This window comes from Streptomyces sp. NPDC087300 (genome assembly GCF_044744425.1).
Taxonomy (GTDB): Bacteria; Actinomycetota; Actinomycetes; order Streptomycetales; family Streptomycetaceae; genus Streptomyces.
In genome coordinates this window covers 21,102-33,659 of record NZ_JBIUYI010000028.1, presented here as the reverse complement: position 1 = coordinate 33,659, position 12,558 = coordinate 21,102, and the positions used below count along the sequence as shown (strand labels likewise).

13 protein-coding genes are annotated in these 12,558 nt (G+C 69.8%); 10 read left to right on the top strand and 3 right to left on the bottom strand.

The window, feature by feature from the left end; all coding sequences use genetic code 11:
- Nucleotides 1-186 precede the first annotated feature (186 nt).
- From ACIO9J_RS44195 to ACIO9J_RS44155, 9 genes are all read left to right on the top strand, one after another.
- Entirely contained in the window at nucleotides 187-831 is a 645-nt protein-coding gene (locus ACIO9J_RS44195) for an HAD family hydrolase (RefSeq protein ID WP_402011865.1), read from the top strand.
- Nucleotides 832-982: 151 nt separating this feature from the next.
- Complete coding sequence (locus ACIO9J_RS44190) at nucleotides 983-1,699, top strand: VC0807 family protein (RefSeq protein WP_402011862.1); 717 nt, start codon at nucleotides 983-985, stop codon at nucleotides 1,697-1,699.
- Nucleotides 1,700-1,756: 57 nt separating this feature from the next.
- Complete coding sequence (locus tag ACIO9J_RS44185; protein ID WP_402011859.1) at nucleotides 1,757-2,980, top strand: MFS transporter; 1,224 nt, start codon at nucleotides 1,757-1,759, stop codon at nucleotides 2,978-2,980.
- Nucleotides 2,931-4,106: an acetoin utilization protein AcuC gene (locus tag ACIO9J_RS44180; RefSeq protein WP_402011856.1), complete on the top strand. Its 1,176-nt coding sequence runs from the start codon at nucleotides 2,931-2,933 to the stop codon at nucleotides 4,104-4,106. Before ACIO9J_RS44185 ends, ACIO9J_RS44180 begins: the two co-directional genes overlap by 50 nt.
- A gap of 249 nt (nucleotides 4,107-4,355) precedes the next feature.
- Complete coding sequence (locus tag ACIO9J_RS44175) at nucleotides 4,356-5,171, top strand: phosphatase (RefSeq protein WP_402011853.1); 816 nt, start codon at nucleotides 4,356-4,358, stop codon at nucleotides 5,169-5,171.
- A 132-nt stretch (nucleotides 5,172-5,303) separates the two neighbouring features.
- On the top strand, nucleotides 5,304-5,513 hold the full coding sequence (locus ACIO9J_RS44170; RefSeq protein ID WP_157869005.1) for a helix-turn-helix domain-containing protein: 210 nt from the start codon (nucleotides 5,304-5,306) through the stop codon (nucleotides 5,511-5,513).
- Between the two features lie 159 nt (nucleotides 5,514-5,672).
- Nucleotides 5,673-5,771 (top strand): 30S ribosomal protein bS22, encoded by a 99-nt coding sequence (locus ACIO9J_RS44165; RefSeq protein WP_003948845.1) that lies wholly within the window; start codon nucleotides 5,673-5,675, stop codon nucleotides 5,769-5,771.
- Nucleotides 5,772-6,034: 263 nt separating this feature from the next.
- Complete coding sequence (locus ACIO9J_RS44160; protein WP_402011850.1) at nucleotides 6,035-7,084, top strand: NAD-dependent epimerase/dehydratase family protein; 1,050 nt, start codon at nucleotides 6,035-6,037, stop codon at nucleotides 7,082-7,084.
- Between the two features lie 14 nt (nucleotides 7,085-7,098).
- A complete protein-coding gene (locus ACIO9J_RS44155) occupies nucleotides 7,099-8,136 on the top strand; it encodes a lysophospholipid acyltransferase family protein (RefSeq protein WP_402011847.1) in 1,038 nt (345 codons plus the stop codon).
- Between the two features lie 131 nt (nucleotides 8,137-8,267).
- Here the strand turns inward: ACIO9J_RS44155 and ACIO9J_RS44150 are convergent, their stop codons facing one another.
- The 3 genes from ACIO9J_RS44150 to ACIO9J_RS44140 all read right to left on the bottom strand — a co-directional run bounded on the left by ACIO9J_RS44150 (nucleotide 8,268) and on the right by ACIO9J_RS44140 (nucleotide 11,941).
- Nucleotides 8,268-9,488 (bottom strand): DUF5667 domain-containing protein, encoded by a 1,221-nt coding sequence (locus ACIO9J_RS44150; RefSeq protein WP_402011845.1) that lies wholly within the window; start codon nucleotides 9,486-9,488, stop codon nucleotides 8,268-8,270.
- Between the two features lie 260 nt (nucleotides 9,489-9,748).
- Complete coding sequence (locus ACIO9J_RS44145; RefSeq protein WP_402011842.1) at nucleotides 9,749-10,543, bottom strand: ECF subfamily RNA polymerase sigma factor, BldN family; 795 nt, start codon at nucleotides 10,541-10,543, stop codon at nucleotides 9,749-9,751.
- 444 nt (nucleotides 10,544-10,987) lie between these two features.
- Nucleotides 10,988-11,941, bottom strand: coding sequence for an HAD family hydrolase (locus ACIO9J_RS44140; protein WP_402011839.1), 954 nt, complete (start codon nucleotides 11,939-11,941; stop codon nucleotides 10,988-10,990).
- Between the two features lie 128 nt (nucleotides 11,942-12,069).
- Between ACIO9J_RS44140 and ACIO9J_RS44135 the strand changes: the two genes are divergently transcribed.
- Entirely contained in the window at nucleotides 12,070-12,378 is a 309-nt protein-coding gene (locus tag ACIO9J_RS44135) for a glutaredoxin family protein (protein WP_402011836.1), read from the top strand.
- Nucleotides 12,379-12,558 lie beyond the last annotated feature (180 nt).

Genomic DNA, 12,558 nt, shown 5'->3' with positions numbered 1-12,558 from the left:
AGCTAAGCCTCACAGCGCCGATGGTACTGCAGGGGGGACCCTGTGGGAGAGTAGGACGCCGCCGAACTAATTTTGAATGGGAAAACCCCCGCACCATTGGTGCGGGGGTTTTCTGCGTTCCAGGGCCATTTCCGGCCCCTTTCCGGTCCATTTCCGGCCCTTTTTCTGAAGGCTTAGGGTCGAGGCATGCGATACGACCTGGTCATCTTCGACAACGACGGCGTCCTCGTGGACAGCGAGCCGGTCTCCAACACGATCCTGGCCGGCTATCTGACGGAGCTCGGGCACCCCACGTCGTACGAGGACTCCCTGCGCGACTACATGGGTGCTGCCGTGCACCGCGTGCACGACCTGGTGTTCGAGCGGAGCGGGGAGCGGTTGCCCGCGGACTTCGACGAGGTCTTTCACGCGCGGGTGTTCGCCGCCTTCGAGCGGGAGCTGGAGCCCGTGGACGGGGCCCTCGACGTGCTGGCGAAGCTCAGCGCCGACGGGGTGCCCTACTGTCTGGCGTCCTCCGGGAGCCACGAGCGGATCCGGGTGGGGCATCGCAAGACCGGCCTCGACAAGTGGTTCGACGAGTCCCGGATCTTCAGCGCGCAGGACGTGGGGCGCGGGAAGCCGGCGCCGGATCTCTTCCTGTACGCCGCCGAGCGCATGGGGGTCGCGCCCGGGAGGTGCGTGGTCGTGGAGGACAGTCCGCTCGGTGTGCGGGCCGCGGTGGCCGCGGGGATGGACGTCTACGGGTTCACCGCCATGACGCCCGCCGACCGTCTTGCGGGTGCCACCGAACTCTTCGGCAGCTTGCGGGAGTTGGCTGACCTGCTCGTATGACAGGGCGGTCGGGGCCGGGCTGACAATTGTCATTGCCAGGTCCGGACGATCGTTTCTGTCGGGGGACAGGGCCCGAGGGCGAAGCTGTGTGTGTCGCGAAGGAAGTCGCGGACGAACGGGACGTACACAGCTACGACGGAGGAACCCGATCATGAGCCAGCTCGCCACCGAAGCCCCCGCCACCACCACGGTCACCCCGGCCGACCACGCCGCCGCGGGTACGGAGGCCCGCAAGGCGCGGATCGAGTCCCTGAAGCCGCTCGTCCTTGACGCGCTCGTGCCCACCGCCTCGTACTACCTGCTCAGCAAGGGCTTCGGGATGGGGACCATGGCGGCGCTGGCCTGGAGCAGCGTCGTGCCGGCCGGGCGGACGGTGTGGGGTCTCGTCAAGGAGCGGCGGGTCAACGGGCTCGCGGCGCTGATCCTGACCGCCAACGTCGTGGGGCTGCTGCTGAGTCTCGTCGCCGGTGACCCGCGGCTGATGCTGGCCAAGGACAGCGGGATCACCGGGACGGTCGGGCTCGCCGTGCTCGCGTCGGTGGTCGCGGGACGGCCGCTGATGACGGCGGGGCTCAAGCCGTGGGTGACCAAGGGGAACGCGGTGCGGCTCGCGTCCTGGGAGCGGCTGAGCGCGGAGCGCGGGCGGTTCGGGCGGCTGGAGCGGACGTTCTCCGTCGTGTGGGGCGTGGGGCTCCTGGCGGAGGCCGTGGCGCGGATCCTCGGGGCGTACACGCTGCCCGTGGACACCATGGTGGCGCTGGGCGGAGTGATCGCCGCGGTGACGATCACGCTGACCATCGTGGTGAGCGGGCGGCTGGCCGTCGGCCCCATGGAGGAGATGGTCGAGGCGGACCTCCAGGGCCGCTGAAATTGGTTGAGTGATCCACCTACCCACGGGTAGCCCGGGGCCCTACGCTCTGCAGCCATGACAGATGTGCTGCGGCGCGGCAGGGCCTCGCTGGCGTTCGGCTTCCTCGTGCAGGGAGTGACCTTCGCCCTGCTGGTGACGCGGATTCCGGCCATTCAGGACCGGTACGGGATATCCGACGGGCTGCTGCCCGTCTTCCTCGCGGCGGTGCCGATCCTGGCCGGTGTGTCGAGCGTGTGCACCGAGCAGTTGGTGAAGCGGGTGCCGCCCAGCGCGGTGCTGAGGTGGTCGCAGCCCGTCGTGCTCCTGGCGCTGCTGGGGGTCGGGGCCGGGGACGCGATGTGGCAGGCGGCCGTGGCACTCGGGGCGTTCGGGCTTTCGGTGGGTGCGCTCGACGCGTCCATGAACATGCTCGGGGTGAGTCTGCAACGGGCTTACGGGCGGAGCATCATGCTCGGTTTCCACGCCGCGTACAGCCTGGGCGGGATCGCGGGGGCCTCGCTGGCGTGGGCGGGGGCGCACTGGGATCTGTCGCTGTTCGTGTCCTATCTGCCGGTGGTCGTGGTGCTGTTGCCCGCGGCACTGCTGGGCAGCAGGTGGTACGCCGATGCCGGGGCGGGCGACGCGGGTGAGGATGCCGCGGCGGGCGCGGGCAAGGGCGGGCCCGTCGTCTTCAAGCTGCTGCTTCCGCTGTGTCTCGTCATGAGCTTCGCGTACATCGGGGACTCGACGGTCTCCAACTGGAGTGCGAAGTATTTGCAGGACGTGTTGGGGAGCTCGGAGGAGCTGTCGACCGTTCCGTACAACGTCTACATGGTCATGACGCTGGTGGGGCGGGGGCTCGGGGACCTGGGCGTGCGGCGGTTCGGGGCGGTGGCCGTGGTGCGGGTGGGGTCCGTGGTGGCCGCGCTGGGGTTCGCGGTCGTGGCGGTGGCGCCCGGGGCGTGGGCCGGGATCGCGGGGTTCACGGTCCTCGGCCTCGGGCTCTGTGTGATCGTGCCGCAGACCTTCGCGGCGGCCGGGCGGCTCTTCCCCGGGGCTTCGGACGCGGCCGTCGCGCGGCTGAACGTCTTCAACTACGTGGGTTTCCTCATCGGTTCACCGCTGGTGGGCGGGCTCGGCGATGCGTGGAACTACCGGGGGGCCATGCTCGTTCCGATGGTGTTGGTGCTCGTGACCTTGTTGTACGCCCGCTCCTTCGCCCCGGAAGCGGACCGATACGGTGACGGGCATGAGCGGCCACGCACAGCTGATGTGGGACGAGGCAGTAACGGGCTATGACTTCGGTCCGGGTCACCCCATGGACCCGGTCAGACTCGCGCTGACCCGAAGTCTGGTCGACGCCTTCGGGCTCGACCGGGAGCTCGACGTGGTCGCGGCCAAGCGGGCCGGCGACTCGACGCTGCGGCTCGTGCACCGCGAGGACTACGTGGACGCGGTCAAGGCCGCGTCCGCCGACCCCGCGTCCGCGCGCGGGGAGTACGGCCTGGGCACCGAGGACGACCCGGCCTTCGCGGGGATGCACGAGGCGTCGGCGCTGATCGCCGGGCAGTCGGTCGGCGCGGCCGAGGCGGTGTGGCGCGGGGAGGCCCTGCACGCGGTGAACTTCGCGGGCGGGCTGCATCACGCCATGCCGGGGGCCGCTTCGGGCTTCTGCATCTACAACGACGCGGCGCTGGCCATCGCCCGGCTGCTCGAACTGGGCGCGGAGCGCGTGGCGTACGTGGACGTGGACGTGCATCACGGTGACGGGGTGCAGGCGGCGTTCTGGGAGGACCCCAGGGTGCTGACCATCTCCCTGCACGAGCATCCCCGCACGCTCTTCCCGCAGACCGGGTGGCCCGAGGAGACGGGGGCGGACTCCGTCGCGGAGGGTTCCGCGGTCAATGTGGCGCTGCCCGCGGGGACCGGGGACGCGGGGTGGGTGCGGGCGTTCCACGCGGTGGTGCCCGAGCTGATCGCCGATTTCCGGCCACAGGTGCTCGTGACGCAGCACGGGGCCGACACGCACTTCGAGGATCCGCTCGCCCACCTCGCCGTATCGCTCGACGCGCAGCGGGCGGTGCAGGTCGCCTGTCACGAGCTGGCCCATGAGTACGCCGACGGGCGGTGGGTCGCGCTGGGCGGTGGGGGTTACGCCGTGGTGGATGTGGTGCCGCGGTCGTGGGCGCATCTCGTGGCCGTCGCGGCGGGGCGGCCGGTCGAGCCGACGGCGATGATTCCCGAGAGCTGGCGGCAGGAAGTGTACGCGCGGACGCGGCAGTTGGGGCCGATGCGGATGACGGATGGGCGGTGGCCGGTTTCCTGGAAGGGGTGGGAGTCGGGGTATGACCCCGCCGACCGTCTTGATCAGGCCGTTCTTGCTGCTCGGCGCGCGGCGTATCCCTTGCGGGGGCTGTTGGCGTAGGGGTGCAGCGTTCCGTGGTGCTCGGCGATTCTGGGGCTCCGCCCCAGACCCCGCTCCTCAAACGCCGGAGGGGCTGAAAAACAGCGAGCGCCAGAGGGGCTGAAAACGGCGGCCGCAGGAAGCGTTGAAATTGGCGGCAGCCGAAGCGGCTGGAAGCTGCGGTGCTGAAAATACCCTTGTTAGGCCAACTGTGGGTGATTTCCGGGGTTTTGAGGGTTCTCTTCTTGGTGATGCACCAGCATCGACTGCGTGTTGAGCACCGGAGCGCTGCGTGCGCATCTGTTGGCGGCTCGGTTGGCCGGGCCTGTGGCCACCTCGCGGGAAGAGAGTCTGCGGAGCTATCGGCTCTTCGCGGCGCGGGACCCGCGGATACTTCTCGGGCTCGACCCCGAGTGGAGTTGGGGGCCGGGTGACCTGCTGCGGCTCATGGCCGACAAGTGCGGGGTCTCGGCGGACCCGCGGTACACCTCGGGGGCCGATGTCATCGACCCCGAGCGGACGTTGACGGCGCTCGACGCCTTCGCGGAGCGGCTCGCGGATGCCGCGCGAAGGCGGCTGCCGGTACTCTTCGGGACCGGCCATCCGCACCGACTCCTCGGGTTCTACGCCGCGTTGGCGGACGCGTTGTCGGCGGCGGGATGCCCCGTCCTCACCCCCGCGCAGGGCAACAGTGTCGACATAACGACCCGGTTCGGCCTACGCACGTACAACCTTGACTACGTACAAGGAGTCGCGCTGGTGCGCGAACCCGGCGTGCGTCCCACCGGGAGTGAGACCGGCGCACACACCCATTCACCGCTCCCGGTTCGAGCGGTCCTGGACGCCGCCGCGGAGGCCGGGGGACCGCTTCCCGAGCTCGTCGTGGGGGACCACGGATGGGTCTGCGGAGCAGGTCAGCTGGGGTTTGAGGCGATCGGTCTGGCGGATACGGACGATCCCGCGCTGTTCGTCGGAGAGGCCGAGGGGCAGGTGTCCGTCGTCGTTCCGCTTGATGACGCTGTGCGGTCTGATTACTACCGACCGCTTACTCGCTATGTACTCAATCGAGCGTGTCTGTCACAGTAGGCGGCCGATCGCTACTCCTCTTCCCCACTCGCATCATCCGCCCCTAGTCTGGGGAGTGAGCGCGCAGAGACGAAGAGTCACCGGAAGGGGAAGCCGGTGCCCGTCATGTGCGGAAGGTTCAGGTGGGGTGTCATGGCTGCAGACCAGAGGCCGCTGAACGAGGTTCAGTTCCTTACCGTGGCGGAAGTCGCCTCGGTGATGCGTGTGTCCAAGATGACCGTGTACCGGCTGGTACACAGCGGTCATCTGCCCGCCATCCGGGTCGGAAGGTCCTTCCGGGTTCCGGAGCAGGCGGTTCACGAGTACCTTCGCGAGTCGTATGTGGGGGTCGAGGCAGGTTGAGCGCAGGGGCCTCCGGGCCCCTCGCCGCAGGGTCTGTACAGGGCCCATCGGGCCTCGATTACGTCCCTCACGCAGGGGCGGGTAGGCTAGGCCGACGTAGGTCGTGTGGGCCCAGTCTGCTGCCCCGCACTTAGTGAAGAGAAGTGAGCGAGGGTAGTCGTGGGCTCTGTTATCAAGAAGCGGCGTAAGCGGATGGCCAAGAAGAAGCACCGCAAGCTGCTGAAGCGCACTCGCGTTCAGCGTCGCAACAAGAAGTAAGCGACCGCTGCAACAGCGTGTTCCGAAGCCCTCCCGCCGTCCGGCGGGAGGGCTTCGCTGTTTCCCGGCCGGATTTCGGGACATCCCGCGAGTAGTCACGGATACTCACGGGTACCCGGACGGCTCGGCAGGTGCGTACTCCTGTGCCCTTGGTCCGTACGTACCCCTGTGTCCGTCGTCACTTCCCGCAGCGCACGGTCATCACAGCGCAACATCCACCCGCTAGCGTGGGCCGGGACACACGTGAAAGGCAGGCGCTGATCTTGGGCAAGGTCGTGCTCGTGACCGGAGTGGCCCGGCAACTGGGCGGACGGTTCGTCCGGCGCGTCCAGCGCGATCCGGAGGTCGACCGGGTGATCGCCGTCGACGCGGTCCCGCCCGAGCACCATCTGGGCGGCGCCGACTTCGTGCAGGCCGACATCAGGCAGCCCGCGATCGCCAAGGTGCTCGCCGAGTACGCCGTGGACACGGTCGTGCACATGGACGTGACGGCCACCGCGATAGGCAGGGGCGGCCGGGGCTCGGTCAAGGAGACCAACGTCATCGGCACCATGCAGCTGCTCGGCTCCTGCCAGAAGTCGCCGACGGTGAAGCGGCTCGTGGTGAAGTCGAGCACCAGCGTGTACGGCTCGGCGCCGCGCGACCCCGCCGTCTTCACGGAGACCACGCCCCCCAAGTCCCTGCCCAGCGGCGGCTTCGCCAAGGACACCGTCGAGGTCGAGGGCTATGTGCGCGGCTTCGCGCGGCGCCGGCCCGACGTGGCGGTGTGCGTCCTGCGCTTCGCGAACATCCTCGGGCCCGCCGCGGAGTCCCCGCTCGCCGAGTACTTCTCGCTGCCGGTCCTGCCGACCGTGTTCGGCTACGACCCGCGCCTCCAGTTCGTCCACGAGGACGACGCGATCGAGGTGCTCAGGCTCGCCTCGCACGACCCCGAGCGCGGCACGCTCAACAGCGGCACGTTCAACATCGCGGGCGACGGCCAGCTGCTCCTCTCGCAGTGCTCGCGGCGGCTCGGCCGCCCCACCGTCCCGGTCTTCCTGCCGGCCGTCACCTGGGTCGGCTCCGCGCTGCGCACGCTGGGCATGACGGACTTCTCGCCGGAGCAGATCAGGCTGCTCACGCACGGCAGGGTCGTGGCCACCCGCCAGATGCGCGAGACACTGGGGTTCAGGCCGAAGTACACGACCGCCGGGACCTTCGCGGACTTCGTACGCAGCCGGGGTCCCGGACTCCTGCCGCCCAGTGCCCTCGCGGGGGCAGTCGACCGGATCGCCGCGCTGCCCCTCGCGGGCGGCCACCAGAGCGCCAACTGAGGAGAGCGTCAACGATGGCGGACGCCAAGGTCATTCCGTTCGACGACGACCGTTCGCGCGGGGGTGCGCAGCGCGCCACGCGCCGCAGGTCCGCGCCCCGGCGCACGGGTGATCCCGGGGCCGTGACCGAGGTCAAGTCACTGCCAGGACAGCAGGACGGGCAGGCGCGGGTGGAGCGCGCGCAGGACCCGGGCGTGCCCGAGCCGCGCGGCGGCGGGTGGGACCGGCGCATCGCGGGCGGGCTCGCGTTCCTGCGCCGGCGGCTCACCGGGGAGTACGAGGTCGACGACTTCGGCTACGACGAGGAGCTCACCGACCAGGTCCTGATGTCGCTGCTGCGGCCCTTCTACGAGAAGTACTTCCGGGTCGAGGTGAAGGGCATCGAGAACATCCCCGCCGACGGCGGGGCGCTGATCGTCGCCAACCACTCGGGGACGCTGCCGCTGGACGGCCTGATGATGCAGGTCGCCGTGCACGACAACCATCCGCACGACCGGCATCTGCGGCTGCTCGCCGCCGACCTCGTCTTCATGCTCCCGGTGGTCAACGAACTGGCCCGCAAGGCCGGGCACACCCTGGCGTGCGCTGAGGACGCGGAGCGGCTCCTGGAGCGGGGCGAGCTGGTCGGGGTGATGCCGGAGGGCTTCAAGGGCATCGGGAAGCCGTTCAGCGAGCGGTACAAGCTCCAGCGGTTCGGGCGCGGCGGCTTCGTCTCGACGGCGCTGCGCACGGGGTCGCCGATCGTGCCGTGCTCGATCGTCGGCGCGGAGGAGATCTACCCGATGATCGGCAACGCGAAGACCCTGGCGCGGGTGCTCGGTTTCCCGTACTTCCCGGTCACGCCCACGTTCCCGTGGCTCGGTCCGCTGGGCGCGGTGCCGCTGCCGACGAAGTGGACGATCCAGTTCGGGGAGCCGATCCCGACGGACGGCTATCCGCCGGAGGCGGCGGACGACCCCATGCTGATGTTCAACCTGACGGATCAGGTGCGCGAGCAGATCCAGCACTCGCTGTACAAGCTGCTGGTGCAGCGGCGGTCGGTGTTCTTCTAGCCGGTGTTCTCCCGCCCAGGTCGAGCGGTGTTCTTCCCGTACGACGGTGTGCCGCAGGTACGCCGATGGGGCGCTCTCCCAGCTGGGAGAGCGCCCCATCGGCATACTGAACCCCTGCGACCGTCCGCGAGCTACTTCGCGTCGTCGGCGTCGATCCCGAGCTCCGGGAGCAGGCCGGGCAGGACCGGAGGCAGCGTGACGTCGGGCTTGTCCGGCGAGCTTTCCTTGCCGCCGGGCTTGCTCTTGCCGTCCGACGGCGCCGGCGTGGTCTTCTCGGACGGCGGGTCGAGCAGGCCGCCCGCACTGCCGCCGAGCAGGCCCTCGCTCTGGCTGTCCGAGGCGGCGGGCCGCGGCCTGCTGCCGTGGTCCGCGCTGCCGCGGTGCCTGCCGGTGCCCTCGGTGCCCTGGGCGGGACGCTGCTCGCGGCCTTCGGTGCCCTGGGAACTCCGGGGCGCCCGGCCGGTCGCGCCGCCCTTCTCAGGGGTCTTCGGCAGCAGGGCGCGCAGCGGGCCGACCTCCTGGTCTATGGCGTCGAAGACGGAGTTGACCTCTGCTCCGACGTCGCCCAGCTGGACCGGCAGGCGGCCCTGGAGGTCGCTCCAGCTCTCGCGGTGCGACTGCGAGAACGAGGAGAGCGCCTGGATCGGGCCGAGCGAGCCGTCGCGTTGGTACGCCTCGTGGAGCAGGCGGTGGCCCTCGGTGGCGTCGTACCGCATGCCGGAGAGGGCGCGTCTGACCTCGCTCAGGGACTCGTGGTCGAGGTCGCCCGCGCGGCCGCGCTCCATGAGCCTGCGGGCCTCGTTCAGCCGGGTGGAGGCCTGGTCGAGGTAGATCCGGCCGCGGTCGGTGTCCCCGTCGGCCATGCCCAGCTTGAGGTCTTCCATGCCGCGTTTGAGGCCGTACAGCGAGTCGCCCGGCAGGGCGTCGGAGCTGGCGGCCGCCACGCCGCTGAACGCTCCGGCCGCGACGCCGACGGTGAGGCCGCCCGCCGCGATGCCCTTGGACAGCCGGGAACGTGGCCGCAACTTGCGCAGGGAGACCGCGCGATGGGCCCCCTTGCGGGAGCGCTGCTCGGGGACCGCGGGGGTGGCGCCCTCCAGGAACATGGCCTCCATCGCGGCCACGAGCTGTGCGCGCTGGACCACCTTGACCTCGGGGTCGAGCTGCGGCTTGGGCAGCTCGTCGAGGGCATCGGCCACGGCCAGCAGGGCGCTGTGCGGGGCTGATTCGGGTGGTCCGGGGTCTGTGGTGGATTCTTCGGACTGCCCGGCCGCCGAGTCCTGGTCGGACTGCTCCTCCAGGGCCTGGGCGAAGGCGTTCGCCCGCCGGTGTGCCGATACGTTCGCGATCACTGGCGGCACCTCCTCTCGCGTCATGACGGTCGACTCCCCAGGGGGTCCTGAGGGTTGCATCTCCTGACCACTTACACACGATCGAGTGAGCAGAGGTAGCCAGGGAGCGACCACAGGGAGCCTGCATCCCGCACAACGAGCGTCGCGGCACTTGGGTTACGGACGAAAGATGATCGGACCGCGAAGAATCGAGGAAGGGCCGTGGCGGCCATCTGGCCGCCACGGATGGTGAGTTGAGCGCTACCGAGCGCTACGGAGTGCTACCGGGCGTCGTCCGGGAGCAGGCGCGCCAGGGTGCGCACCGCGCGGTACTGGAGGGTCTTGATCGCGCCCTCGTTCTTGCCCATGACCCGCGCGGTCTCGGCGACGGAGAGCCCCTGGAGGAAGCGCAGGGTGACGCACTCCTGCTGCTGGGGGTTGAGGCGGCGCACGGCTTCGAGGAGTGCCGCGTTCGAGAGGGACTCCAGGACGGAGTCCTCGGGGCTGCGCTCGACCTCGTTGGCGTCGAGCATCTCGCCGGTGGTCACTTCCAGGCGGAAGCGGCTCGACTTGAAGTGGTCGGCGACCAGGTTGCGGGCGATGGTGACCAGCCAGGCGCCGAAGTCACGGCCCTGCCAGGTGAAGGTTCCGATGCGGCGCAGGGCGCGCAGAAAGGTCTCACTGGTGAGGTCCTCGGCGGTCGCCTTGCCCCCCACGCGGTAGTAGATGTAGCGGTAGACCGTGTCGCTGTACTGGTCGTAGAGGCGGCCGAAGGCGTCGGACTCGCCGGCTTGGGCGCGTTCGACGAGGTCCATCATGCGGGCGCTGTCGCTGTCCGCCGCGGGACGGCGGGGGGCGGAGGTGGAGGCGGTGGCGGCGGAGCCGGAACGGGCCCGTCTGCTGACAGCGGCACCACCGTCCGCCAGGGCATAGCACGGCCCGGCGGGTGCGGGGACGGCGAAGGCGGGGACGGCGGGGACGGCGTACGCGGTGGGGACGAAGCCGCGCAAGCGGTCGACGACCGTTGCGCGCAGCGTAGCCAGGCCCGAGGCGTCAACCCCGACGTGTGGGTACACGGGACTCCCAGAGGCAGAGCTTCCATCACGTGCAGTGCGGGACCGTTCACCCGTCGTAGCGATGTGTCGGGTCCCGTTATGCGTCTGAGGAGAATAACGCTTCGTACAGGCAGCGCTACACCCAGTTGCTCAAATCATCGATTACGTCGCTTCTGTTACGGATCGGAGCCTGATCAAGTACCAGAGAGTGAGCGTTTGTTGATCGGATTAGTTCACATTCCGTCACTGCGCAGGGCGTGTTGTGGCCGAGTTCAACCAACGTGACTGGCGGGAGACACGGCGGGGTAGGACCGTGGGAATGCGCGCTGCGCAGGGACTTTCGGGTGCGGTCGGCGGCGTTCGGTGTCGTTGTGTGACCGCGGATGCACGCCTGAGGGCCGCCCGTCGGCGACGTTCCGTGTCGAGGGCGGGTCGGCGACGCTCAGTGGCGGCGGTTCGTGGCGTTCAGTGGCGGCGGCGGTGCAGCGCGATCGCGGCGGCCGCGCCGCCCGCGAGGGCGCCGACGCCCGCGGCGGCCGGGATGCCGACCTTCGCGGCCTTGCGGCCCGTGCGGTAGTCGCGCAGCCGCCAGTCCCGCTCGCGGGCGTGCTTGCGCAGCTTGGCGTCGGGGTTGATCGCGTAGGGGTGCCCGACCAGCGAGAGCATCGGGATGTCGTTGTGCGAGTCGCTGTACGCGGCGCAGCGGGCCAGGTCCAGGCCCTCGGCGGCGGACAGGGCGCGGACGGCCTCGGCCTTGGCGGGTCCGTGCAGGGGTTCGCCGACGAGCTTGCCGGTGTAGACGCCGCCGATGGACTCGGCGACGGTGCCGAGCGCGCCGGTCAGGCCGAGGCGCCGGGCGATGACCGTGGCGATCTCCACCGGGGCGGCGGTGACCAGCCAGACCTTCTGGCCCGCGTCGAGGTGGGCCTGGGCCAGGGCGCGGGTGCCGGGCCAGATGCGCTCGGCCATGTACTCGTCGTAGATCTCCTCGCCGATGGACATCAGCTCGGCGACGCGATGGCCCTTGACGATGGACAGGGCGCTGTCGCGGGCGTCCTGCATGTGCTCGGGGTCCTCGACGCCCGCGAGCCTGAACCACGCCTGCTGCCAGGCGAATCGGAACAGTTCCTGGCGCTCGAAGAACTTCCGTTTGTACAGGCCGCGGCCGAAGTGGAAGATCGCGGCGCCCTGCATCACGGTGTTGTCGAGGTCGAAGAAGGCGGCGGCCTTGGTGTCGCCCGCGACGGGGAACTCGGGCTCCGCCGGCTCTTGTGGCGCGGCGGCCGCGGCGAGCTCCTCCTCGCGTGCCTCCAACTCCTGGGAGGACTTGCGCGCTGCCTCAGCCGAGGCCTCGCCTGCCAACACGCTCCGCGCGGTGGCGGAGCGCCTACGGGGGGTGAGCCATCCGAGAGCGGCCATGTCGTGAGCATAGCCAGTTTGTTCGGTGGTTCCGGAGTCGGGAGGATTCGGGCCTGTGAACTCTCCGCGACCCGGCCGTTAAACGGACTTCGCGCACGGTGTCCGCCGGGCGCGTCGGGCGGGTGAGAATGGCGGGTATGAGCCCGATTTTTCGTCGCAGCGGCGGCCGTACGGAGAAGAAGGAGCCGCGGGAGCGGCTCGTCACCCTGATCGGGAAGCCCGGCTGCCATTTGTGCGATGACGCACAGTCGGTGATCGAGAAGGTCTGCGCCGAGGTGGGTGCCGCCTGGGAGAAGAAGGACATCACCGAGGACGAGGAACTGCACCGTGCCTACTGGGAACAGATCCCCGTGGTCCTCGTGGACGGGGAGCAGCACACGTTCTGGCGGGTCGACGAAGATCGCCTGCGGCGCGAGCTGACCGCTCGGCGGCAGTAGGTACTGACCGAGCAGTCCAAAGAACCCGCAAAGTCGTCTACGCTTTGGGGCGGTTTTGGTCTCGGGGGCGATGATCGTGAGGAGTGTGTGCGGTTTTGCCCCCATCAAGTGAGCGACGCCGCTCTTCGCGCGCCGGTTCCACAACCGCGCGCCGGGGGCGCGTGACCCCGGTCACGTTGG

Coding starts and splice junctions, on each gene's coding strand:
- ACIO9J_RS44195 (WP_402011865.1), top strand. CDS start 187: ATGCGATACGACCTGGTCATCTTCGACAACGACGGCGTCCTCGTGGAC.
- ACIO9J_RS44190 (WP_402011862.1), top strand. CDS start 983: ATGAGCCAGCTCGCCACCGAAGCCCCCGCCACCACCACGGTCACCCCG.
- ACIO9J_RS44185 (WP_402011859.1), top strand. CDS start 1,757: ATGACAGATGTGCTGCGGCGCGGCAGGGCCTCGCTGGCGTTCGGCTTC.
- ACIO9J_RS44180 (WP_402011856.1), top strand. CDS start 2,931: ATGAGCGGCCACGCACAGCTGATGTGGGACGAGGCAGTAACGGGCTAT.
- ACIO9J_RS44170 (WP_157869005.1), top strand. CDS start 5,304: ATGGCTGCAGACCAGAGGCCGCTGAACGAGGTTCAGTTCCTTACCGTG.
- ACIO9J_RS44155 (WP_402011847.1), top strand. CDS start 7,099: ATGGCGGACGCCAAGGTCATTCCGTTCGACGACGACCGTTCGCGCGGG.
- ACIO9J_RS44140 (WP_402011839.1), bottom strand. CDS start 11,941: ATGGCCGCTCTCGGATGGCTCACCCCCCGTAGGCGCTCCGCCACCGCG.
- ACIO9J_RS44135 (WP_402011836.1), top strand. CDS start 12,070: ATGGCGGGTATGAGCCCGATTTTTCGTCGCAGCGGCGGCCGTACGGAG.